The organism is Anaerofustis butyriciformans (genome assembly GCF_036289385.1).
Classification (GTDB): domain Bacteria; phylum Bacillota; class Clostridia; order Eubacteriales; family Anaerofustaceae; genus Anaerofustis; species Anaerofustis butyriciformans.
On sequence record NZ_JAYFFH010000002.1, the window covers coordinates 133,303 to 157,338 of the forward strand.

General features: G+C 29.4%; 20 protein-coding genes. 16 read left to right on the forward strand and 4 right to left on the reverse strand.

Annotation, left to right across the window (positions count from 1 at the left end):
- The first annotated feature begins 3 nt into the window (after positions 1-3).
- From V2W16_RS04090 to V2W16_RS04100, 3 genes are all read left to right on the forward strand, one after another.
- Entirely contained in the window at positions 4-771 is a 768-nt protein-coding gene (locus tag V2W16_RS04090) for an ABC transporter ATP-binding protein (RefSeq protein ID WP_329381934.1), read from the forward strand.
- Positions 761-2,827, forward strand: coding sequence for an ABC transporter permease (locus V2W16_RS04095; protein ID WP_329381937.1), 2,067 nt, complete (start codon positions 761-763; stop codon positions 2,825-2,827). The genes V2W16_RS04090 and V2W16_RS04095 overlap by 11 nt, the downstream gene beginning before the upstream one ends.
- A 146-nt stretch (positions 2,828-2,973) precedes the next feature.
- Positions 2,974-3,495 (forward strand): methylated-DNA--[protein]-cysteine S-methyltransferase, encoded by a 522-nt coding sequence (locus V2W16_RS04100; protein ID WP_329381940.1) that lies wholly within the window; start codon positions 2,974-2,976, stop codon positions 3,493-3,495.
- 25 nt (positions 3,496-3,520) lie between these two features.
- Here V2W16_RS04100 and V2W16_RS04105 read toward each other — a convergent pair whose 3' ends face one another.
- Entirely contained in the window at positions 3,521-4,153 is a 633-nt protein-coding gene (locus V2W16_RS04105) for a DUF5105 domain-containing protein (RefSeq protein ID WP_329381943.1), read from the reverse strand.
- Positions 4,154-4,349: 196 nt separating this feature from the next.
- On the opposite strand from V2W16_RS04105, the gene V2W16_RS04110 reads away from it, so the two are divergent.
- Positions 4,350-5,636: an O-acetylhomoserine aminocarboxypropyltransferase/cysteine synthase family protein gene (locus V2W16_RS04110; RefSeq protein ID WP_329381946.1), complete on the forward strand. Its 1,287-nt coding sequence runs from the start codon at positions 4,350-4,352 to the stop codon at positions 5,634-5,636.
- A gap of 66 nt (positions 5,637-5,702) precedes the next feature.
- Positions 5,703-6,647: a homoserine O-acetyltransferase MetA gene (gene metA, locus V2W16_RS04115; RefSeq protein ID WP_138268398.1), complete on the forward strand. Its 945-nt coding sequence runs from the start codon at positions 5,703-5,705 to the stop codon at positions 6,645-6,647.
- Between the two features lie 103 nt (positions 6,648-6,750).
- Here metA and V2W16_RS04120 read toward each other — a convergent pair whose 3' ends face one another.
- Positions 6,751-6,921, reverse strand: coding sequence for a hypothetical protein (locus V2W16_RS04120; protein ID WP_171020566.1), 171 nt, complete (start codon positions 6,919-6,921; stop codon positions 6,751-6,753).
- A gap of 142 nt (positions 6,922-7,063) precedes the next feature.
- On the opposite strand from V2W16_RS04120, the gene V2W16_RS04125 reads away from it, so the two are divergent.
- From V2W16_RS04125 to ilvC, 6 genes are all read left to right on the forward strand, one after another.
- Positions 7,064-7,747 (forward strand): response regulator transcription factor, encoded by a 684-nt coding sequence (locus V2W16_RS04125; RefSeq protein WP_329381951.1) that lies wholly within the window; start codon positions 7,064-7,066, stop codon positions 7,745-7,747.
- Positions 7,737-9,089, forward strand: coding sequence for a sensor histidine kinase (locus tag V2W16_RS04130; protein WP_329381953.1), 1,353 nt, complete (start codon positions 7,737-7,739; stop codon positions 9,087-9,089). The genes V2W16_RS04125 and V2W16_RS04130 overlap by 11 nt, the downstream gene beginning before the upstream one ends.
- The gene (gene pcrA, locus V2W16_RS04135) at positions 9,076-11,295 is read left to right on the forward strand and encodes a DNA helicase PcrA (protein WP_329381956.1); all 2,220 of its coding nucleotides are present in this window, start codon (positions 9,076-9,078) and stop codon (positions 11,293-11,295) included. The genes V2W16_RS04130 and pcrA overlap by 14 nt, the downstream gene beginning before the upstream one ends.
- Positions 11,296-11,396: 101 nt before the next feature.
- Positions 11,397-12,329, forward strand: a complete 933-nt coding sequence (locus tag V2W16_RS04140) for an AEC family transporter (RefSeq protein ID WP_329381959.1) — start codon at positions 11,397-11,399, stop codon at positions 12,327-12,329.
- A gap of 80 nt (positions 12,330-12,409) precedes the next feature.
- Positions 12,410-13,102: a FadR/GntR family transcriptional regulator gene (locus V2W16_RS04145; RefSeq protein WP_329381962.1), complete on the forward strand. Its 693-nt coding sequence runs from the start codon at positions 12,410-12,412 to the stop codon at positions 13,100-13,102.
- 190 nt (positions 13,103-13,292) lie between these two features.
- Positions 13,293-14,318, forward strand: coding sequence for a ketol-acid reductoisomerase (gene ilvC, locus V2W16_RS04150; RefSeq protein WP_138268392.1), 1,026 nt, complete (start codon positions 13,293-13,295; stop codon positions 14,316-14,318).
- Between the two features lie 26 nt (positions 14,319-14,344).
- Here the strand turns inward: ilvC and V2W16_RS04155 are convergent, their stop codons facing one another.
- Together V2W16_RS04155 and V2W16_RS04160 are read right to left on the reverse strand one after the other, a co-directional pair.
- Positions 14,345-14,827, reverse strand: coding sequence for an HD domain-containing protein (locus V2W16_RS04155; RefSeq protein WP_329381967.1), 483 nt, complete (start codon positions 14,825-14,827; stop codon positions 14,345-14,347).
- Positions 14,828-14,839: 12 nt separating this feature from the next.
- Positions 14,840-16,321, reverse strand: a complete 1,482-nt coding sequence (locus V2W16_RS04160) for a replication initiation protein (protein ID WP_329381970.1) — start codon at positions 16,319-16,321, stop codon at positions 14,840-14,842.
- 1,188 nt (positions 16,322-17,509) lie between these two features.
- Between V2W16_RS04160 and plsX the strand changes: the two genes are divergently transcribed.
- The 5 genes from plsX to ftsY all read left to right on the forward strand — a co-directional run bounded on the left by plsX (position 17,510) and on the right by ftsY (position 24,033).
- On the forward strand, positions 17,510-18,496 hold the full coding sequence (gene plsX / locus V2W16_RS04165) for a phosphate acyltransferase PlsX (RefSeq protein WP_253229702.1): 987 nt from the start codon (positions 17,510-17,512) through the stop codon (positions 18,494-18,496).
- A gap of 59 nt (positions 18,497-18,555) precedes the next feature.
- A complete protein-coding gene (acpP, locus tag V2W16_RS04170; RefSeq protein ID WP_329381975.1) occupies positions 18,556-18,780 on the forward strand; it encodes an acyl carrier protein in 225 nt (74 codons plus the stop codon).
- Positions 18,781-18,871: 91 nt separating this feature from the next.
- Entirely contained in the window at positions 18,872-19,561 is a 690-nt protein-coding gene (rnc, locus tag V2W16_RS04175; protein WP_329381977.1) for a ribonuclease III, read from the forward strand.
- Positions 19,562-19,571: 10 nt separating this feature from the next.
- Positions 19,572-23,150, forward strand: coding sequence for a chromosome segregation protein SMC (gene smc / locus V2W16_RS04180; protein WP_329381980.1), 3,579 nt, complete (start codon positions 19,572-19,574; stop codon positions 23,148-23,150).
- Complete coding sequence (gene ftsY / locus V2W16_RS04185) at positions 23,137-24,033, forward strand: signal recognition particle-docking protein FtsY (protein ID WP_329381983.1); 897 nt, start codon at positions 23,137-23,139, stop codon at positions 24,031-24,033. The genes smc and ftsY overlap by 14 nt, the downstream gene beginning before the upstream one ends.
- Positions 24,034-24,036 lie beyond the last annotated feature (3 nt).

Consider the following 24,036-nt stretch of genomic DNA (forward strand, 5'->3'; position numbering starts at 1 on the left):
AAAATGGGAAAAGTATTAAGAGTTGAAAATATAGAAAAATATTATGGCAATAAATCAAATCTTACAAAAGCCATAAAAGATATAAGTTTTGATGTAAATAACGGAGAATTCGTTGCAATAATGGGTTCAAGCGGAAGCGGTAAAACAACATTATTAAATGTTATATCAACAATAGACAAAGTAACAAGCGGCGATATTTTTGTTGGAGATATAAATATAACAAACCTAAAAGGCAAACACCTAAACGAATTTAGAAGAAACAGACTCGGTTTTATATTCCAGGATTTTAATTTACTGGATACTCTTACGGCATATGAAAACATTGCCCTTGCACTGACCATTCAAAAAATGAGAGTAAGCGAAATAGAAAAAAGAGTAAAAAACATATCGAGAGCCCTTGGAATAGAAGATGTGCTTGATAAATATCCTTATGAAATGTCGGGAGGACAAAAACAAAGAGTAGCATGTGCAAGAGCAATTATAACAAATCCTAAACTTATTCTTGCCGATGAACCAACAGGAGCATTAGATTCAAAAAGTGCTAAAATGCTTCTTCAAAGTCTTGAACTTCTAAACAAAAAACTTAAAGCCACGATTTTAATGGTTACACATGATGCTTTTACCGCATCAAAAGCACAGAGAGTTTTATTTATAAAAGACGGAAAAATATTTAATGAAATTCTAAAAGGAGACAGCAGCAGAAAAGAATTTTTTAACAGAATAATTGAAGTTGTGACACTTCTTGGAGGTGAGCTTAACGATGTTATTTAAGTTATCCATGAAAAACATTAAAAAAAGCATAAAGGATTATGCCATTTATTTCATGACACTTATTTTAGGTATTGCAGTATTTTATGTATTCAATTCCATGGATGCACAAGAACCAATACAAAATTTTGCAAAATCATCCTATGACGTTGTTGGCTTAATGGTAAAAATGCTTTCCGGATTATCTGTTTTTATATCAATCGTACTTGGTTTTTTGATAATATACGCAAATAATTTTTTAATAAAAAGAAGAAAAAAAGAATTTGGAATATATCTTATTCTTGGAATGGGTAAGGGGCAACTTTCAAAAATATTATTTTTGGAAACTCTTTTTATAGGTATAATATCTCTTTTTGTGGGCTTAATACTTGGAATTTTTGCTTCCCAGTTTATGTCTATAATAGTTGCCAGTATGTTTGAAGCGGATATGAACGAATTCAAATTTGTTTTTTCCTCTGGGGCACTTTTTAAAACAATATTATACTTTTCTTTAATGTATATATTTGTAATGATATTCAATACTTTTGTAATAAACAAATATAAATTAATAGACTTAATAACGGGCAGTAAGAGAATCGAAAAAATAAAAATGAGAAGTCCTTTTCTTTCTGTATTACTATTTATCATTTCAATCATTATGCTTGGATTTGCATATTATAAAGTTACAATAGGCATTAACGATTTAGAAGTAAATGAAATAGTAAAATACATAATAATCGGAGCAGTTTCAACATTTTTATTTTTCTTCTCCCTTTCGGGATTTGTTTTAAGACTGGTAAAATCATGTAAAAAACTTTACTACAAAAACCTTAATATGTTTGTTTTAAAACAGATTAACTCGAAAATAAATACTACTGTTGTTTCCATGAGCATAATATGTTTAATGCTTTTTACAACAATATGTATGCTTTCATCAGGGCTTGCAATGAACCAGTCTCTTACAAGCGAACTTACAAAATATAATCCCGTTGACATAACAATATCAAAAACAATGATGTTACCAAATAACGGAGAGTACTCCCCTTCTGCCGTTGACTTTTCAGAAAAAAGCATAAATGAAGTACTTGAAGATATGGGATACGATGTAGAAAGCAACTTTAAAGACTACATCGAAGTAAGCACTTATACCGCAGACACAGTTACATTAAAAGATACTTTAAAAAGTATTATAGATGAAATAAAAAAAGAAACCCCTACGGCACAATTTGATGCAGCAGAAAGCATAATGAAAGTTTCCGATTATAATAAAATCGCAAGAGTTTTTGGGAATGAAGAAATAAGTCTTAAAGAAGGAGAATATGCAGTAGTTTGTAACTATGACATGATGACAGGTTACAGAAACAAAGCATTAAAGATGGGAACAGAAATTACAATAAACGGCAAAACTTATAAACCTTCTGTAAGTGAATGTTACGATGGATTTATCGAAGATTCAATTCAAGCAATAAATTTAGGTATAATAATTGTTCCCGACAGTACTAAGTTTACAAGGGAACAAATGGAAATAAACTACTTTAATGCAAATTATAATTTAGGAAATGAAGAACAAAAAGCTGATTTTGAAAATAAACTTACAAAAGAAATAGATGAAAACAGTGGGTTTAAAGATATAGATGTATATTCAATCAAAATTGATACATCTACAAAAATATATAACTATGAATCATCAAAAGGGCTTGGTGCCACAGTTACTTTTATCGGTATATATCTTGGAATAATATTCCTTATTACATCTGCGGCTATACTTGCATTAAAAGAACTTTCGGAAAGTGCTGATAATATTGAAAGATATAAGATTTTAAGAAAAATAGGAACCAGCGAAAAAATGATAAATAAAGCTTTATTTATGCAAATAGGAATATTCTTTATACTTCCATTACTGCTTGCAGTAATACACTCTATATTTGGTCTAAAATTCTCCGATTATATTCTTTCAACAATAGGGCATATGAATATTCTTCCTTCTATAATTGTAACGGCAATAGCAATAATTTTAATATACGGAGGATATTTTCTTATTACATATTTTTCAAGTAAAAAAATAATAAAAGAAAAATAAAAAGAGGCTTAAGCCTCTTTTTTTAAGTAATATTAAATAATCATCGTATATAATTCAAATCAAATTATATAGTATAATTAAATAATATATTGTACTTACATTTAAAATAAACTAAACTTAAAACAAAATATACAAGGAGAAAACCAATGCTTTACTATGATACATATTATTCACCTGTGGGAAAGATTACCCTTATAAGCGATAATAAATATTTAATAGGTCTATATATAGAAGGTCAAAAATATTTCATGAATAAAATAAAAGAAACCCCTTTAAAAAACGAAGATATAGAAATTCTAAATAAAACAAAATTATGGCTTGATGATTATTTCAGCGGAAGAAAACCAAATATTGTAGATTTAAACATAAAACCAAATGCAAGTGATTTTCAAATGGAAGTACTAAATATTCTATGTGAAATACCTTACGGAAAAACTACTACATACAAAGAAATATCTGAAAAGTTAAAAATAAAAATGAACAAAAAAAACATGTCGCCTCAGGCTGTTGGAGGAGCGGTTTCTCATAATCCCATAAGCATAATAATTCCTTGTCATAGAGTAGTAGGATCAGACGGCAACTTAACGGGATATGCAGGAGGAATAGAAAAAAAAATAAATCTTTTGGAATTTGAAGGTGTGGATACAAGTAAATTTTATATAAAATAAAAAAGAGGTTACCCCTCTTTTTTTATTAGTAATTAAAACTATCCATATTTTTATAATTAAGCATTTGACCATAAATCATACTATATAATTCAGGGCTGCTTTCAACCATCCATGTTCCGTTTTCTTTTATCATATTAACTTCACCAGTAACGGTTATAATTTTGCCTTTTTCATAAATTTTATTTATCTCTTCCTCGTATAACTTTTCTATATGCTCGTTTATTTTTTCCTCACTAAAATTAGCCATATCTTCTGATGAATAATCAAAAAGTCTATCCATTATATTGTCCATTAAAGTAGAATAGTCGATATTGGTAAACTCTACAGTTAACGTCGCAGTGCTCTCATTTTGTTTTACAGAAACAATTTTATATGATAACTTTGATGTTAATTTATTTTGTGTATCTTCATCTAAATTAGTATTAGTAACATAATTCATATATTCTTCCTCTGCAAGACCTGATTTATCAAATAATTCCTTAGCATCTCTCTCCATTGTCCCTATTTCAAAAAGCTTCTCAGGATTCTCACCTGTTGTAATAATATGTATATACTCATTAAAGGTCTCTTCAGGTCCCATATTAGAGCATGCGGATAAAGAAACAAGCATTAACAAACTAAACACAACGCATAAACATTTTAAAATTTTCTTTTTCATTTTAATTTCCCCTTTTATCATTATATATAAATTATATAGTATCTTAAGCGTACATACAATATATTTTATGACCTTTCAGCCTTATAACTGGCTATAGATAAAATCTATTTCTAAATAACAATTTATATATTTACTTATAACAAAATATTTGATAATATTATTTCTACATTAACTTTTACACAGGAGATGACTAAATATGGACATTACAAATAAAAAACAAGGCACAAAGTGCGTTCAAGGCGGATATCAGCCTAAAACGGGAGAACCAAGAATTCTTCCTATAATACAATCAACAACATTTAAGTATTCAACAAGTGAAGAAATGGGAAAACTTTTCGATCTTGAAGCAGAAGGATATTTTTATACAAGACTTCAAAATCCTACAAACGATATGGTTGCAAAGAAAATATGCGAACTTGAAGGAGGGGTTGCAGCAATGCTTACTTCTTCAGGACAAGCTGCTAACTTTTATGCAATAATGAATATTGCTCAGGCAGGAGATCATATTATTTGCTCAACTGCAGTATACGGAGGTACATATAACCTTTACGCTCATACAATAAAGAAAATGGGAGTTGAATGTACTTTTGTAGATCCAGACATATCAAAAGAAGAACTTGATAAAGCATTCAAAGAAAACACAAAAGCTGTTGTAGGAGAAACAATCGCAAACCCAGCTCTTGTAGTACTAGACATTGAAAAATTTGCTAATGCGGCACATGAACACGGTGTACCTTTAATTATTGATAATACTTTCGCAACACCTATCAACTGCCGTCCTTTTGAATGGGGTGCAGATATTGTTACTCATTCTACAACAAAATACATGGACGGACACGCAACATGTGTAGGAGGAGCAATAGTAGACAGCGGAAACTTCGACTGGGATAAACATAAAGACAAATTCCCTGGACTTACAACTCCTGATGTAACATATCACGGTCTTGTTTATACTGAAAGATTTGGCAAACTTGCTTATATAACAAAAGCAACAGCTCAATTAATGCGTGATTTAGGCTCAATTCAGTCCCCTGAAAATGCTTTCCTTTTAAACTTGGGACTTGAAACACTTCATCTTAGAATGCAAAGACACTGCGAAAATGCTTTGGCAGTTGCAAAATTCTTAGATAATCACGAAAAAGTTGCATGGGTTAATTATCCGGGACTTGAAGGAAACAAATATTATGACCTTGCACAAAAATATATGCCAAATGGTACATGCGGTGTAATTTCATTCGGATTAAAAGGCGGAAGAGAAGCATCAGTAAAAATGATGGACAATTTAGAAATGACAGCAATTGTTACTCATGTTGCAGATGCAAGAACATCAGTACTTCACCCTGCAAGTCATACTCATCGTCAAATGAATGATCAAGAATTAATTGAAGCGGGAGTTCAACCTGATTTAATAAGATTATCAGTTGGTATTGAAGATATTGATGATATTATCGAAGATTTAAATAAAGCTCTTGAACTAGTATAAAAAATTATTATTGCAATCTATCAAAAAATAATAAAGTAATTTTTATAATAGAAAAGAGGTTTAAATATGGCTGTTATAATACCAAAAGATTTACCTGCGGCAAAACAGCTTGACAGGGAAAATATATTCGTAATGCATCAAGAAAGAGCAGAAACACAAGACATTAGACCACTTGAAATTGCTATTGTAAATTTGATGCCTACAAAAATAGTAACAGAAACACAGCTTCTAAGGCTTATAAGTAATACACCTATACAGGTAAAAGTTGACTTAATTAATATGAAAAGCCATGTAAGTAAAAATACGTCTTACAAGCATTTAAAAACATTCTATAAAAATTTTGATGATATAAAACATAAAAAATATGACGGTATGATTATAACGGGAGCACCTGTGGAAAAACTTGAATTTGATGATGTAAACTACTGGGAAGAACTTCAACAAATTTTTGATTTCGCAGATAAAAATGTTTTCTCCACCATGTTTATATGCTGGGGAGCACAGGCAGCCCTAAATCATTACTACGGAATAGACAAAAAAGATCTTCCGGAAAAAATGTTTGGAGTATTCGAGCATAGAGTTTTAAGAAGAAGACCGATAGTAAGAGGATTTGACGATGTTTTCTATGCGCCTCATTCAAGACATACCCAGTGTCTTATTAAGGATATTAAGAAAGAAAAAGACCTTGAAATTGTTGCAAGCAGTAAAGAAGCAGGTGCTTATCTACTTGTAAGCAAAGACCAAAGAAAAATATTTGTATTTGGACATAGCGAATATGATCCAAATACATTAAAAGAAGAATACGAAAGAGACAAGAAAAAAGGTTTAAATCCTAAAGTTCCAAAACATTATTTCCCAGATGATGACGATACTAAAAAACCAATAGTCAGATGGAGAGCACACGGAAATATGCTTTTTTCAAACTGGTTAAATTATCATGTATATCAAACTACACCTTTCGATCTTGAAAAACTTAACCAAATAGATAAAGAGTTTGGTTTTATAGAATAAAAAAATAAAAAGCAGCTTTTAAAAGCTGCTTTTTACTATATAATCTGTAATAGATTTTTAGAAGTATTGAGGGGATTAAGGGGTACTTCTAAATTTATCTATGCTAATCAGCTATTGAACAAGTTTTAATAACTTTCGCAATACCTTTTTCATTTAATGAAATTACTTTCATTTTATCAGAATTAACTACTATTTCTGAAAAACAGTTACTGCAAAAATATTTCTTTCTTCCAATTTTACCAATTTCTTTACTAGAACAATAAGGACACTTCATATAAACACTCCCTTTTCTCCTTATATGCCATTATTATATGATTAAAACCTTTAAATTACCTTAAAAAATTAAAAATTGTAAAAAAATTTGTTAAATTTAATTTTATGAATTATAATATTAAAAGCAGAAAGGAAAGATTAATATGAGAGTACTTATAGTAGAAGACGAAGTTACGTTGGCTAAACCTTTGGTTGCTCTTTTAGGGAAAAACCAAATTCTTGCAGATACCGTTGAAGACGGCGAATCAGGTTTAATGCTTGCAAGAAAAATGATATATGACGTTATAGTTTTAGATATAATGCTACCTCAAATGGATGGACTTAGTGTTTTAAAAACTTTAAGAGAAGAAAACAACTATACTCCGATTCTTCTTTTGACGGCTCTTGACAATATAGACGACAGAGTAAAAGGTTTGGACCTTGGGGCTGATGATTACCTTACAAAACCTTTTGACACAAAAGAACTTATAGCAAGAATTAAAGCTTTGTCAAGAAGAGGAAAGGGAAGTATCTCTGATGATATAATAAGCATAGGAAACGTAAGCCTAAACACAAACGATGCATCTCTTACGGTAGGAGAAAGAAAGGAAAACTTAACTAAAAAAGAAGCAAATCTTCTTGAAACCCTAATGAGAAACAAAGACCATGTTTTATCAAAAGATTATATACTTGATAAAGTATGGGGAATTGACAGTTATGCAATAGATAACAGCGTTGAAATATATATACATTACTTAAGGAAAAAATTATCAAGCGACGCAGATATAAAAATAGTAACAAACAGAGGTCTTGGTTATTCCTTAAAGGAAAAAAACAATGATAAATAAAATAAAAAATAAATTAATTTTTATAAATACTTTTGTTTTACTGGTCATTTTACTTTCAATGACTGCTTTTATTTACCTGCTTTCATCTTATTCCTTTTCTGAGTCTTCCGATAATGAACTTATTAATATGGTATATCAAGCAAAAAGATATACAAAAAGCAATTTAAAAAATACAAGTGATTTATCTTATAATGAAGAATTAAAATATTTTAAACAGCAGATTAATGCAGGTAAATGTAAAATCGTTATTTTTGACGAAAACTTAAATCAAACATATAGCTATGGCAAAATGAACGTTGACGAAAATATTTTTGCGGATATTGCTTACTGCTATTTCTATGATCCAGACGATAAAAACATAGAAATAAAAGAACAAGACGGAAAGTATGTTTTTACAAACTATTCATATGGCAATGTCTCATTTAGAAGCTGCACAACTCTTGTAATTAACGATAGCGGAAATATGCAGCTTATTTTAATGGCAAAAGATAATACAGAGCAAAACTCAAATCTTAACATAATTCTTTCAGCTTTGATTATTGCAATAATAGTGGGCGTAATTATATCTCTTCTTGGAGGATTTTACACTGCCGACAGAGCTTTGGTTCCAATTAAAGATACAATAGACAATCAAAAACAATTTATCGCTGATGCATCCCATGAGTTAAGAACGCCTATTGCGGTAATTAAAACAAATCTTGAACTTATACAAACAAATGAAGACGAAACGGTAAAATCACAGGAAATGTGGTTTGAATATGCAAAAAGTGAAATAAACAGAATGGATAAAATGGTTGGAGATTTGCTTACTCTTTCAAAAGCAGATTTAGGTCAAATCCCATTTAACAATAAAGAATGTGATATAGTACACCTTGTAAAAGACGCAATAGAAAAAATAGAACCTATTGCAATAAAAAAACAAATAAGAGCTTATATGTACTGCTCATATGATAAAGTTATCGCAAATGTTGATGAAGATAAGTTTACACAGCTTATGATGATACTTTTAGACAATGCGGTAAATTATTCACATGAAAATACAAACATTATAACGGCTTTAAAAGTAGATAAAGCAAAAAATAATATTACAATTAAAGTTAAAGACCAAGGCATTGGAATGAAAAGAGAAGAAATCAAAAAAGTCTTTACAAGATTTTACAGAGTAGACAAAGCCAGAAGCAAAAGAAAAAATGGCAGCGGACTTGGTCTTCCAATAGCTAAATGGATAGTTACAAACTTAAATGGAAATATAAACATTGAAAGCATTGAAAATAAAGGAACTGATGTTATAATAACACTTCCTTTAATATCTTACGAGGAGAATGAAAATGGACTTACTTAGTATGTTAAATGATAAACAACAGAAGGCCGTTACCTGTGTTAACGGACCTCTTCTTATTCTTGCGGGAGCAGGAAGCGGAAAAACAAGAACAATAATTCATAGAATTGCTTATATAATAGAAAATGGATATGCAAAACCTTGGGAAATTCTTGCTCTTACATTTACAAATAAAGCAGCAGGAGAAATGAGAGAAAGAATTGACTCAATGGGAATTCCTTTCACTTCTGATATATGGATGGGAACATTCCACTCAATTTGTGCAAGAATTTTAAGAATGGAAGGGGATAATCTAGGGTTTACAAGTAATTTTTCAATATATGACGATGATGATACAAAAAGACTTTTAAAAACAATACTTAAAGAGCTTGATATTTCAGATAAAGAATTTCCGGTAGAAAGCGTTAAAGCTCAAATTTCTTTACTAAAGAACGATCTTGAAACAAGCGACGACTACATGGACGAGCATGGAGATTTTGACGAAGGATATACAGAAGCAAGAATTGCACAAATATACAGTGAATATCAAAAAAGACTTTTAAGTGCAAATGCAATGGACTTTGATGATTTGCTTTTAAATACAAATATTCTTTTTGCAAAATGTCCTGAAGTATTAAATAAATATAGAAATAGATTCAAATATATTCTTGTAGACGAATATCAAGATACAAATATTTCTCAGTACGCAATAATAAGTAAAATGGCTGAAGGTCACAGAAATATATGTGTATGCGGTGATGATGACCAAAGTATTTACGGTTGGAGAGGTGCATCAATAAGAAATATCTTAGAATTTGAAGATGACTTTGAAGATGCCAAAATAATAAGACTTGAACAAAATTACAGATGTACAAAGAATATTTTAAATGCCGCAAACGGTGTAATCGAGCATAATAAAAAGAGAATGGGTAAAACTTTGTTTACCGATAATGAAGAAGGAGAAATCATAAAATATCTTCATGCAAATTCGGATTTGGAAGAATCTTCAATTATTGCCAGGGAAATATTCTGCTTAAATGAATATCATGACATTCCATATAGTGACATAGCAATTTTATACAGAACAAACGCACAATCCCGTGTACTTGAAGAAGGTCTTATGAGAAGAAATATCCCTTATCAAATTGTTGCGGGAACAAAATTCTATGACCGTATGGAAATTAAAGATATTCTTGCATATCTAAAACTCTTAGTAAATCCAAAAGATGATATTGCATTTATTAGAGTAATCAATACTCCAAAAAGAGGAATAGGTCCTGCAAGTATAGAAAAAATAAGAGATTATGCTTTCATGAAAGGCATATCCATGTATGAAGTTATAAAAGATATAGACACCTGCCCTTTATTTAAAGGAAGCGTAAAAGAAAAACTTATTTTATTTAAAGATACAATGGAAGAACTTGAAAGAATAGCAAAAGAAAACTCTTTAATGGATACTGTAATAAACACAATTCACTTAAGCGGATACGAACAAATGCTTAAAGAAGGAAAAGTTGAAAACGCACAAAACAGACTTGAAAACTTAGACGAACTTGTAAATGCTGCGGGAGATTTTGAAAATAACGAAGAAGATGGTTCTCTTGAAGCTTTCCTTGAAAATGCAGCACTTGTTGCGGGAGTTGATTCTTATGATGAAAACAGCTCTAAGGTACTGCTTATGACTCTTCATAATGCAAAAGGACTTGAATTTAACATTGTATTTATGCCGGGAATGGAAGAAAATTTATTCCCTACATACAGAGCCGTAAACGAAGAAAGCGAAATGGAAGAAGAAAGAAGACTTTGCTATGTTGGAATAACAAGAGCAAGAAAAAAACTTTATATGTCTTCAGCCGAAACAAGAAGAGTTTACGGAAGAAACGAAATGAGAAATCCTTCAAGATTTTTACTTGAAGTTCCCGATGAACTTATTGAAGGAATCAGTGCAATAAAAGAATCAAATAAGGAAAAAGAAATTATTAATAACAATGTTAAAAAGATGTATGACCCTTATGCAAATACAATAAGACAAACACAAAATCTTTTTAAACAAAACAATACATTTGACGAAAAACTTAGCCCGGGAGACAAAATAGACCATAATGCATGGGGAGAAGGTACTGTTGTAAGCATTGAAGGAAGCGGAGATGACATGAAAATCACAGCAGCATTCCCTGGAACAGGAATAAAAAAATTCATGGCATCAGTTGCAAAATTCAAAAAAATATAAATTAAAGTCTTTACTTAAAGTAAAGACTTTTTATTTTTATCTTTTAAAGATTATTTATTTATACTATACTTTAACTATATTTAATTAAAAAAGGACAGAACATGGATATTAGTTTAATTTTAGCAAAAGAAATTTTAGAACTTTTTATAATAATGTTTTTAGGATATATTATCGTAAAAGTAGGAGTATTAAAATCAGAGGACAGCAAGAGTATATCCGCAATACTTGTGTATCTTCTAACTCCCTGTATGATAATAAACTCATTTATGATTGAATATGATGAAAAAATAAAAACAGGTTTAATATTTGCATTTATAATTTCTATATTGGTTCATATTCTTTTTATCATTCTTACATCAATGTTAAATAAAATATTTAATTTTAATGTAGCGGAAAAAGTAAATATAATTTATACAAATGCGGGGATATTGGTTATTCCTCTTATAAGTTCCATTTTAGGAAAAGAATATGTAATATATTCTTGCGCTTTTATTGTTGTTCAACTAATACTTCTTTGGACACATTGTAACAGCCTTCTTAAAGGAATAAAGAAAATTGAAATAAAGAAAATAATTTTAAATGTAAATATTATTTCTATATTTATAGGAATGTTGGTATTTATATTTAGAATAAATCTTCCAAGTATTATAACTGATACCGTAGATACATTAGGTTCTATGATGGGACCTATTGGAATGTTAATAGCCGGAATGGTAATGGGGGAAGTTTCCATAATAAATCTATTTAAGAAAACAAGATATTATTTTATATGTTTCTTAAGGCTTATAATATATCCTTTAATTACATTATTTTTATTATATATAACAAATGCATCGAGTTATATTATAGACGGAAAAAATATCTTAATGATAGTTTATCTTGCATGTGTTACTCCTTCCTGTGCAACGGTTACTTCAATGATACAGCTATACAACTTAGATGCAAAATATTCAAGCAGTCTTTATGTTTTAACGACACTTTTATCTATTATTACAATTCCTATTATGATAGGTATTTATAATGTGTTAATATAAATATTTGTATGATAACTCTTGACAAACATCAGACAAGTTACTTATAATCAATATACACTTAATGTTTTCGGAGAAATATCATGCAAGAAGAAAAGAAAAACTTAACACAAATAACTGCTGATAAATTAAGAGATTTAATTACAAAAGAAAAAATATATAAAACGGGAGAAAAACTGCCAAACGAAAATTCCCTTTCAAAAAAACTGGGAGTTAGCCGTTCTACCCTTCGAGAAGCTGTTAAAACTCTTGTTTCAGAAGGTATTTTAGATGTTCAAAGAGGCAGGGGAACATTCGTAAATGATACTTTAAACAGATATGCAAAAAGCGATATGGGGATAAATTCTTTTTCTGATATGAAGATTACCCTTAGAGACTTATACGAAACAAGAATGATATTTGAACCAAGTGCGGCTGCTCTTGCATGTAAAAGAGCAAGCGACAAAGAAATAGAAGAAATATTAAAACTTGGAGAAAAATGTCAAAATTTAATTTTGCAAAATCCAACGGCAAAAGAAAGAATAAAATCGGAAAATGACTTTCACTGTGCAATAATAAAAGCATCTCACAACGAATTTATAAGTTCATTTATGCCGGTACTTACACAAACAATAGAAAAAACATTTGCCCTAAACTATAATCTTGACATTATTGCAAAAGATGCATACAAAGACCATGCTATGATAATGAATTTCCTAAAAAAAAGAGATTCAGAAGCATTAAAAAGTGCGGTTACCATACATTTGCATCATGCTTTTTGGACAGAAGAACTTTAAAGACTTCAAATATATGAAGTCTTTTTTTATTAAAATAAATTATAATAAAACATAAAATATACAGTAATAAAGCTTGGAATAAAAATTTTTTAAAATTTTCAGAAAAGTCTTGACAATATTAGGAATACCATTTAAAATAAACATCATACAAGTAATATAAAGTTGTCATACAAATACGGAGGTTTTTAAAATGAGTGATTTTAAAATATTTTATCAAGAAGATTGTAATCTAGGATTATTAGATGGTAAAACAATCGCTATTATCGGTTACGGTAGCCAAGGTCATGCACACGCATTAAACCTTAAAGAATCTGGATGTGACGTAATTGTTGGTCTATATGAAGGCTCAAAATCTTGGGCAAAAGCAGAACAACAAGGACTTAAAGTATATACAGCTGCAGAAGCTGCAAAAAAAGCTGATATCATCATGATTCTAATCAACGATGAAAAACAAGCTGACATGTATAAAAAAGATATCGAACCAAACTTAGAAGAAGGAAACATGTTAATGTTTGCTCATGGTTTCAATATCCACTTTGGATGTATCGTTCCACCTAAAAATGTCGATGTAACAATGATTGCACCTAAAGCTCCTGGTCATACAGTTCGTTCTGAATATCTAGAAGGAAAAGGTACTCCTTGCTTAATCGCTGTTGAACAAGATGCAACAGGCAAAGCTCAAGATATCGCACTTGCATATGCAGCAGGTATTGGTGGAGCAAGAGCAGGTGTTCTTGAAACAACATTCCGTATTGAAACAGAAACTGACTTATTCGGTGAACAAGCAGTACTTTGCGGTGGTTTATGCGAATTAATGCAAGCTGGATTCGAAACATTAGTTGAAGCTGGATATGACCCAAGAAATGCTTACTTTGAATGTATCCATGAAATGAAATTGATCGTTGACTTAATTTACCAATCAGGATTTGAAGGAATGAGATATTCTATTTCTAACACAGCTGAATATGGTGATTACATAACAGGAAAGAAAATCATCACAAAAGAAAGCAGAGAAGCTATGAAAAAAGTTCTTTCAGATATCCAAGATGGTTCATTTGCTAAAGAATTCTTACTTGATATGTCTGATGCAGGAAGACAAGTTCACTTCAGAGCTATGAGAAAATTAGCTGCTGAACATCCATCAGAAGAAGTAGGTAAAGAAATCCGTAAATTATACAGCTGGAATGACGAAAGCGACAAATTAATCAATAACTAATAAAAAAGCACCTAACGGTGCTTTTTTTAATACATTGTTTCAATAAAATTTATTCCTGTTTTTGTTTTAAATATTTTATTTTTAATATTTTCTATACTTTCCTTTTTTAAATTATCTTCATAAATATTAACAAGAAAATCTGCTTCTACCAAAATCTGATAATCAATCCCATCAATATTATCATAAGTATGATGATTACCTATTAAATAACATACTCTATCTATTACTTCCCTGTCATATCCAAATTTTTCAAGCATTTTTTCTGCTTCTTTTGGACCTTCTTTTTCCTGCAGCTTTCCGCTGCATTTACCATACTTTTCTTCGCTTACTTTTATTCCTATATCGTGTAAAATTGCTGCAGTTTCAAGAATAAATAAATCTTTTTTATCTATATTTTCAAGAATTCCTATTGTTTTTGCAAGAGAGTGTACCTTTATTAAATGCTGTATTCTCTTTGGGTCATGTTTATTATAGTCAATCATTGCTCTTATAAGAATTTCTTCTTTCATTTTATCTCCCTCCTAAGCTTTAGATAATTTTTTCTTTTTCATCTTCTTTTCTTTTTCATTTAAAGATACAATTTTGAAATATACATCTTCAAGGGTTGGATCAAGTATATCCATGCTTATTCCGTTTAAAAATTCCATTCCTTCTTTTATGTTCATTCCGCTCTTACTAATATAATCTTTTATATAATTAACCTTTGAAGTTATATCAGTATAAACTTCAAAAAATTCATTTGACATAATATCGTTTTGTTTTATTCTGTCTCTTACGTTTAAGATAACATTTTCGTCTTCTTCATCTATGCTTACCATTATGTCATTGCAAAATTTAAGAGCATTATCAAAGGATTTTCGTACGTTTTTTCTCCAATTATTATAAATATCTTGTGCGGTATTTTCATTATCTGCAATATATTTATCGAATTTTGAAAGATAATCTATATACATATTATCTCCAAATGACTCTGTTTCGGAATTTGTCATTATATAAGTTTGTTCTTCATGTTTTCCAAATAAACTTTCATATACGTTATATCCTTTTAAGTATGTATTTTTAAGGCTTACGTCTATATAACTGAAAATATTTTTATTTGCAAGTTTCTTTGCTTTTTCGGAAACATAGAAAATCAAATATATATCATAATTTTCCTGCCAGTTTTTAAACATTTCTACTTTATTGTTTATATTTTTATCTTCATCTTTATCATAATTAATAAAATCAAGGAAATTATTGAATGTACTGTCAGTAACAGTATATTTTGCATTTTCAAGTAGTTTTTTACTTACTATGTTAAAAATGATTTTATCAATATTTCTTCCGCTGGTTCTTACCGGTATATATTCAACGTTCAAATCTGTTTTTTCGTTTATCTCTTCAAAAGCAGGTTTTAATACTCTCTCATTAAAATTTCTATAAGAAGAATATTTTCCCCCTTTTATATCATAAAAACTCTTTAGAGTATCAAGAGAAAAACTAACTTCCTGATTTCTTTGACATTTATATAAATTTGACTGACAAAGAAGATAAAGTTTCATTGTATATTTACATTTGAATCTTGAAATATATTCTTTTATAAATTTAAAGTAATAACCGCCCTTAGAATATATATCTAAAAAATACGGTTTCATTTTTTCAGAGAATTCAAAAATAAACTGTCCGTCTTTATAACTGCACTGAGAGAATAAATTCTTTTGAGTGTAGCTGTCAGTATCTAAATCCTTTATCATTATTTGAGCCGTAAGGGTTTTAGATGTAATATTCTCCTTTTCTCTGTAAAGATAATCTTTGTTTACGTTGTTTCTTTTTGCAAATTCACTAAGCCCTATTCTTATAACTGAAAAATCATCACTGTCAATATCGACTCTGGAAAGTGCTTCTATAAATAATTTCTGAGAAACCAAAGGCATATCATATCTTGCCTCGGCAACAACGTTAAGCATTGTAACTTGAGTTACAAAACTGTTTTCCAAATTGATTAAATCATTTTTTTCGCTCATTCTAAATCCTCGATTATATCTTTACTACTTACTTTTTGTATACACTTTTAATACTTTACATTACTTGTCAAAAAATGTCAACAAAATTAACTTACTTTTTGTATACTTTTAACTTACTTTTTGTACCTTTATTTTAATGGATAAAAACCATACTTACTTTTTGTATACACTTATTAAATTAATATCAAAAATAACTTACTTTTTGTACTCTTTTTAAATTTATTATAAAAATAACCTACTTTTTGTATACTTGTAGCTTACTTTTTGTATCTATTATCAAAACGATTTTAAAAACAACTTACTTTTTGTATACACTTTAAAATTTATTTTAAATTCAGCTTACTTTTTGTACTTATTAACAAAAATTTTATAAATTTCACTTACTTTTTGTATACTTTTATCTTACTTTTTGTACTCTTTTTAAATTCGTTATAAAAACAGCTTACTTTTTGTACATTTTTAACTTACTTTTTGTAGTTTTTAATATTAATTTAAATAAAAATTGCTTACTTTTTGTATACACTTTAAAGATATTTTAAATCCTAAAAATGTAATGTAAATAAAAATACTCTTTTTGTATGTTTATAATTAAATAAATTGTTAAAGTTTATTATAAATACAATCTATTTTATCCGTTTTATCGTTATTTTTCTAATTTGAAAGTGCATATTTCTATGTTTTTCAACTTAAAATAGCTTTTTTAAGGGCTTTTTTACGAAAAATGCCTACTTACTTTTTGTATTTATAATCCTTACTTTTTGTAGCTTTATAGCTTACTTAAAGATTTTTTAAAAAGAATATTTTTATAATAAAAACTTACTTTTTGTAGTTATATAACTGATTTTTTGTAGTCTTATAGCTTACTTTTTGTATTCATTAAATTGTCGAAATACCTATTATAAAAGGATTTTTTGTTCCTTTAAATAATAAATACAGAGGAAGAATATAAATAACTAAGAAGATATTTAATATACCTCATATATATAAAAACCGGTGGTTATATGCTACTTTTTCACAATTTGTTGATAAGTTGTGGAAAACTTGATAACCTTAATAACACCTATAAAATACAGCTTATTTTTATTATACATAAATATACATTATTAATGCATACTCACAATATAGAAAAGAAATTAAATTTATGATATAATTTATAGAATATAATTATAAAAAAAGAGGTATAAAAATATGATATACGTAGATGCTTTTGGCGGAGATTATGCACCTGATGCAATGGTAAAAGGTGCCGTACTTGCAGTAAAAGAATTTGATAGAGAAATAACTTTGGTAGGACACGAAGAAAAAATAAAAAAAGTATTTGAAGACAACAACTTAAGTATGGATAAAATAAGTATTATCCATGCTCCTGAAGAAATTACATGTCATGATGAAAGCGCACTTGCCATAAGAAGAAAAAAACAATCTTCACTGGTTGTTGCGGCAAACAAGATAAAAGAAGACCGTAACAGTGTTTTGGTTACAGCAGGAAGCACAGGTGCTGTTTTATCTGCGGGAGTTTTAGTAACAGGAAGAATAAAAGGGATAAAAAGGCCTGCCCTTGGTGCAGTGTTACCTGCAAGAAAGAAACCTGTACTTTTAATGGACTGCGGTGCAAATGCAGATTGTAACAGTGACTATATAGAACAATTCGCAACAATGTCAAGCATTTATATGGAAAACGTAATGGGAGTTAAAAACCCTAAAGTTGCTCTTGCAAACATAGGCTCAGAAGAAGAAAAAGGCGATAAACTATATAAGGAAATACATCAAATATTAAAAAACAACAAAGAAATCAACTTCGTAGGTAACGTTGAAGGAACTGAAATAATGAATAGCGACAACGACGTTATAGTATGTGATGGTTTTACGGGAAATATTATATTAAAAACAATTGAAGGTATGGGAAATTTAATGAAGGACATACTAAAAGATGTATTTTTAACAAATACAAAAACAAAATTAAGTTATGTTCTTGCAAAAAGCGTTTTAAACGAAGAATTAAGCAAACTTTCATCTAAAAAATACGGCGGTGCTCCCCTTCTTGGAGTAAACGGAGGAATAATAAAAGCTCATGGAAACTCAGATGAAATAGCTTTTAAAAACGCAATTAAACAAGCCATAAAATTTGAAGAAAACGAAGTTTTAGAAAAAATAAAAAATATCTATGCTAAATAGAAAATATATGATATAAGTATATATATAATATTAAGTAAATGTATGGAGGTTTATTGTAAATGATTTTTGAAAAAGTCAGAGACATTATTGTAAAGCAGTTAGAAGTAAGTGAAGAAGCCGTTACAATGGATACTTCTTTTACTGATGATTTGGACGTTGACTCTTTAACATTGATCGAATTAATAGCTGACTTCGAGGATGAGTTCGATATCGAAATAGAAGAAGATAAACTTGAAGATATGAAAACAGTTAAAGATGTTGTTGATTATTTAGAATCACTATAAAAATAAAAAAGGGCTCCGTAAAGGAGCCTTAAACTATTTAAAAAATTAAAGGAAACTTCTGTAATTTTTTACATGGTTTACGAGGGAGAAAATGGAAAATAAAATTTATAAATTGGAACAAAAACTTGGTTATACTTTTAAAAATAAAGATTTAATTAAAGTTGCTCTTACACATTCATCAAAAAGCAATGAAAACAAAAATCTCGAAAACAACGAACGACTTGAGTTTTTGGGAGACGCTGTGCTTGATTTATGCGTGGGAGCATATCTTTATAATACACTAAAAAAAGATAAAGAAGGCGTTCTTACAAAACTTAGAGCATTAATCGTTTGTGCGGATTCTTTATATATTGCAAGCGAAAAACTAGACCTTGGAGAATTTATTCTTCTTGGAAAAGGAGAAATGATAAGCGGAGGCAAATATAAGAAAAACATCATTGCAGACTGCTTTGAAGCTGTGCTTGGAGCAATATATTTAGACAGCGACTACGAAACAGTAAGCAAAATTGCTCTTAACCTTCTTTCTGGCATAACAAAAAAGGCAATTGACGGAAAACTTACTTATGATTATAAAACTTTGCTTCAAGAATATATTCACTCAAAAAACATAAAAGACTTTTCTTATGAATTAGTTCAAATAAAAGGTCCGGAACACGATCAAGTGTTTACTTCAAAAGTTGTAATAAATAACAAAGACATGGGTGAAGGGGACGGAAAAAACAAAAAAGAAAGCGAACAACACGCTGCTTTTGCTACACTAAAAAAATTAAAATTAATTTAGGCGGTAACAAATGTATTTAAAAAAAGTTGAAATATACGGCTTTAAATCCTTTGGACAGAAAGTCGAGATTTTATTTGACAATCCCGTAACGGGAATAGTAGGTCCAAACGGAAGCGGAAAAAGTAATATTGTAGATGCAATAAGATGGGTTTTAGGAGAGCAAAGAGTTAAATCCCTAAGAGGAGGAAAGATGGAAGATGTCATCTTTTCCGGAACTGAAGAAAAAAGAGCTCTTGGTTACGCTTTTGTAAGCATAACAATAGACAACTCTTCGGGGATTTTACCAAGTGAATACAGCGAAGTAAATGTTTCAAGAAGACTTTATCGTTCGGGAGAAAGTGAGTATTACATAAATAAAAACTCCGTAAGACTTAAAGACATTCAAGAACTTTTCATGGATACGGGTCTATCTAGAGAAGGATACTCAATAATTTCTCAAGGTAAAATAGAAAGCATTGTAAACAACTCTGCGGTAGAGAGAAAATTAATGATTGAAGAAGCCGTAGGGATAGTTAAATATAAAAGCAGAAAAAACGAAGCTATTAAAAAGCTTGATAAAACACAAAATAATCTATACAGAATTTTAGACATAATTTCAGAGCTTGAAAAAAGAATTCCTACTTTAAAAAGAAATTCCAAAAAGGCAAGAGAATATATAAAATTAAGCGATGAACTTAAGGGAATAGAGCTTAATTTATTCGTTCATAAAGCAGATAAATACAAAGAAGAACTTTCAAAAATAGAAGAAGACGAAAAAATAATGAGAGATACTTTAACAAAACAAGAAGAGAGTATCTCTGTTTTGGATGAAAAATACTCTAAATTAAAACTTGAAGTAAATTCTTTTGATGAAGAAATAAACAACGCAAATAAAGAAATACACGACTTCATTTCAAATTACGAAAATTCTAAAGTTGAAGTTGAAGTAAACAAAAATAAAATATTAACTCACACAGAAAATATAAAATCCTTAAAAGACGGAATATTAAAACTTGAAGAAGAAAAAGAACAAGCAGTCTTATCTTTAAATGAAAATAAGGAAAATAAAGAAAAACAAGAAGAATTATTTACAAAATTACAAGAAGAATTTTCTAAGTTAAAACAAGAAGTGGAAAGATTAAAAGGACTTTCAGACGAAACAGAAAGTGCAATTGAAAAAGAAAACATAAATCTTAAAACAAAAGAAAGATTACTAAAAGATAAAGAAAGCCTTCTTGCAGACAGCTTTAACAGAATCGAAAACAATAAATTCATCATTACAAAACTTGAAGAAGAAAACAAAGAATTAAAGGTAGAAATAGAAGAACTTGAAAAACAGGACTTTACTTCAAATAACCTTAAAAACGAAGAAAAACTTGAAAAACTCGACGATGAAAACAACAAGCTTTTAGAAGAAAGATATTTAATAGAAGAAGCAAAAGCTGACTACAAAGAAAATCTTCTTGAAAAATACAACAAAGTAAAACTTCTAAAAGGACAAAGAGACATTTTAACGGGATATGAAGAAAACAAGGAAGGTTATAAATTCGCAATCAAAAAACTTTTTGAATTTGCAAAAAACACAAGCCTTTCTGACGAAGTGTACGGCACTTTAGGGGATCTTATTTCCGTACCCGATAAATATATGGATGCAATACAAAAATCCCTTACATCTACCGTTGAACACGTTGTAGTTAAAGATGAAAGCACAGCTGCAAGAGCAATTAAAGCTTTAAAAGAAAACAAGTGGGGAAGAATAACATTCCTACCTCATAACATAATAAAACCAAGAGAAATATATAACTTAAACTCTGTAATAACAAATGCAAAAGGATTTGAGGGTGTTGCAAGCGATATTGTAAAATATGATAAGAAGTTTGAAAATATCGTTAAAAATGCTCTTGGCACACTTCTTATATTTGATAATCTAAAAAATGCAAATGACTTTGCAAAAAAAAGTGCACATAAATATAAAATAGCAACTCTTGACGGAGAAGTTTTATTCCCGGGAGGAGCTTTGGTAGGTGGACAAAATAAAAACAATGACCGTTCACTTTTATCAAGAAAAAACGAAATTGAAAAACTAAACAAACAAATAAAAGAAGCGGTAAAAGATTATAACGAATACTTAAAACAAAGCGGTTCTTTTGATATTAAACTTAAAGAAAAAGATGAACAGTTAAAGTTAAAGGCCGATGAAATAAACGAACTGACTCTTATCATAAGCAAGGAAGAAGACAAGAACAGAGAAGCTGAAGAAAATCTTGAAAAGAAAATAAAAACATTTGAAGAAAACAAGAAAAGAATAGAAAACTTAAAGACTTCAGATGAAAAAATCCTTCTTATGAATGAACAATCAAAAGAAGAAATTGAGCAATTAAATAAAGAAATTGAAGAAAAGAAAGACGAAATATCAAAGATAGGTCTTGGTTTATATAAAGATAAATATCTTGATATGGCAACAAAACTAAATAAAGAGGAAATCAATCTTTATAAACAAGAAGAACAGTTAAGCAGAATAAACACGGCTATTTTTGAGCTTAACAAAAACATTAAAAATATTGAACTTAGCACATCAGAAAGTTTAAAAGAAATTGAAGAAAACGAAGAAAATATTTCTTTATTAAATGAACAAATAAATAAGGCTAAAGAGCTTGATAAAGATTACGATGAACTAAAGAAAAACTTAGACGATAAATATGCTTCTTTAATTGAAAAGAAAAAACAATCAAATGAAGAGTTTGAAGAAGTTAACCACAACTTAAAAAATCTTCAAGAAGAAAGATATCGTTTAAGCGAGCAAATACAAAAGCTTGAAAATAAAAAAGACAAAACAAATCTTGAAATGGATTATCTTCAAAAAGGAATAATAGAAGATTATAACCTAACATACGCACAAGCACTTGAATATAAAAAGCCTATTGAAAATATGCTTGAAACGGAAACAACAGTAAAGGACTTAAAAGCAAGCATAAAAAAACTGGGAAACATCAATGTTGAATCCATAGAAGAATATAAAGAAGTAAAAGAAAGATTTGAATTTTTAAGTGAACAAAAAGATGACCTTGAAGATTCAAAAGGAGAACTTCTACACATAATAAAAGATATGAACTCTAAAATCGAAGAAAGATTTTTAAGAGAATTTACCAACATAAACAAAGAGTTTGAAGAAGTATTCAAGCAGTTATTCAACGGAGGAAACGCTAAACTTATTTTAACAAATCCCGATGATATAATGGAAAGCGGAATAGATATTGTCGCTTCTCCTCCAAAAACAAAACTTAAAAACATTTCTTCTCTATCCGGAGGAGAAAAATCCATGACTGCAATAGCTTTGATATTTGCAATACTTAAATTAAAACCTGCACCATTCTGTGTTCTTGACGAAATCGACGCAGCTTTGGACGATGCAAATGTTGCAAGGTTCTGCAAATATTTAAAATCAATAATTAAAGACAACCAATTTATTGTTGTAACTCACAGAAAAATAACCATGAGCATAGCCGACGTACTTTACGGAGCAACCATGGGAAGTGAAGGTATAACAAAAATCGTAAGCGTAAAATTAAAAGATATACATGAAGGCGGTGAAATAAATGTCAAAAGATAAATATAATAAAGGACTTGATAAAACAAAAAAAAGTTTACTATCAAAGTTAAAAGATGTATTTTCATCAAACAAAATAGATGATGATTTATATGAAGAATTAATTGAAGTACTTATTTTAAGCGATATTCCTTTTAATGTAAGCGAAGAAATAATCGAAAACGTAAAGGAAAATGCCACTAAAAAAGATGTAAAAGACATAAACAAACTACATGATTTAATTAAAGAAGAAATTAAAAACAGACTAAAATTAAATCTTTGGGATAAAGAAATTAAAAAACCAGCTTTAATACTTTTCATAGGAGTAAACGGAGCTGGAAAAACAACAACAATAGCAAAACTTGCAAATAAATTTTTAAAAGAAGATAAAAAAGTAATTTTAGCGGCAGCAGATACTTTCAGAGCCGCAGCAAGCGAACAGCTTGCAACTTGGGCAGAAAGACTAGATGTTCCAATCGTAAAAAGCAAACAAGGTCAAGATCCGGCAAGTGTAATTTATGATTGTCTTGATTCTGCAAAAGCAAAAAATATGGATATTATTCTTGCAGACAGCGCAGGAAGACTTCAAAACAAAAAGAATTTAATGGACGAACTTAACAAAATTTACAGAGTCTGTGATAAGTTCAAAGGAGATTATAATTTATATACAGTTCTTGTTTTAGATGCGGGAGCAGGACAAAACAGTGTAATTCAAGCACAAAGCTTTAATGAAAGCGCCAAGGTTGATGGTATAATAATGACAAAGCTTGACGGAAGCGCAAAAGGCGGGGTAATAGTTTCCTTAGCAGGAGAAGACAAACCTCCTATGTGGTATGTAGGCCTTGGAGAAGGACTTGAAGATTTAGAAGAATTTGATGTTGATGATTTTGTAGATGCAATAATATAAAAT

Coding starts and splice junctions, on each gene's coding strand:
- V2W16_RS04090 (WP_329381934.1), top strand. CDS start 4: ATGGGAAAAGTATTAAGAGTTGAAAATATAGAAAAATATTATGGCAAT.
- V2W16_RS04095 (WP_329381937.1), top strand. CDS start 761: ATGTTATTTAAGTTATCCATGAAAAACATTAAAAAAAGCATAAAGGAT.
- V2W16_RS04100 (WP_329381940.1), top strand. CDS start 2,974: ATGCTTTACTATGATACATATTATTCACCTGTGGGAAAGATTACCCTT.
- V2W16_RS04105 (WP_329381943.1), bottom strand. CDS start 4,153: ATGAAAAAGAAAATTTTAAAATGTTTATGCGTTGTGTTTAGTTTGTTA.
- V2W16_RS04110 (WP_329381946.1), top strand. CDS start 4,350: ATGGACATTACAAATAAAAAACAAGGCACAAAGTGCGTTCAAGGCGGA.
- metA (WP_138268398.1), top strand. CDS start 5,703: ATGGCTGTTATAATACCAAAAGATTTACCTGCGGCAAAACAGCTTGAC.
- V2W16_RS04120 (WP_171020566.1), bottom strand. CDS start 6,921: ATGAAGTGTCCTTATTGTTCTAGTAAAGAAATTGGTAAAATTGGAAGA.
- V2W16_RS04125 (WP_329381951.1), top strand. CDS start 7,064: ATGAGAGTACTTATAGTAGAAGACGAAGTTACGTTGGCTAAACCTTTG.
- V2W16_RS04130 (WP_329381953.1), top strand. CDS start 7,737: ATGATAAATAAAATAAAAAATAAATTAATTTTTATAAATACTTTTGTT.
- pcrA (WP_329381956.1), top strand. CDS start 9,076: ATGGACTTACTTAGTATGTTAAATGATAAACAACAGAAGGCCGTTACC.
- V2W16_RS04140 (WP_329381959.1), top strand. CDS start 11,397: ATGGATATTAGTTTAATTTTAGCAAAAGAAATTTTAGAACTTTTTATA.
- V2W16_RS04145 (WP_329381962.1), top strand. CDS start 12,410: ATGCAAGAAGAAAAGAAAAACTTAACACAAATAACTGCTGATAAATTA.
- ilvC (WP_138268392.1), top strand. CDS start 13,293: ATGAGTGATTTTAAAATATTTTATCAAGAAGATTGTAATCTAGGATTA.
- V2W16_RS04155 (WP_329381967.1), bottom strand. CDS start 14,827: ATGAAAGAAGAAATTCTTATAAGAGCAATGATTGACTATAATAAACAT.
- V2W16_RS04160 (WP_329381970.1), bottom strand. CDS start 16,321: ATGAGCGAAAAAAATGATTTAATCAATTTGGAAAACAGTTTTGTAACT.
- plsX (WP_253229702.1), top strand. CDS start 17,510: ATGATATACGTAGATGCTTTTGGCGGAGATTATGCACCTGATGCAATG.
- acpP (WP_329381975.1), top strand. CDS start 18,556: ATGATTTTTGAAAAAGTCAGAGACATTATTGTAAAGCAGTTAGAAGTA.
- rnc (WP_329381977.1), top strand. CDS start 18,872: ATGGAAAATAAAATTTATAAATTGGAACAAAAACTTGGTTATACTTTT.
- smc (WP_329381980.1), top strand. CDS start 19,572: ATGTATTTAAAAAAAGTTGAAATATACGGCTTTAAATCCTTTGGACAG.
- ftsY (WP_329381983.1), top strand. CDS start 23,137: ATGTCAAAAGATAAATATAATAAAGGACTTGATAAAACAAAAAAAAGT.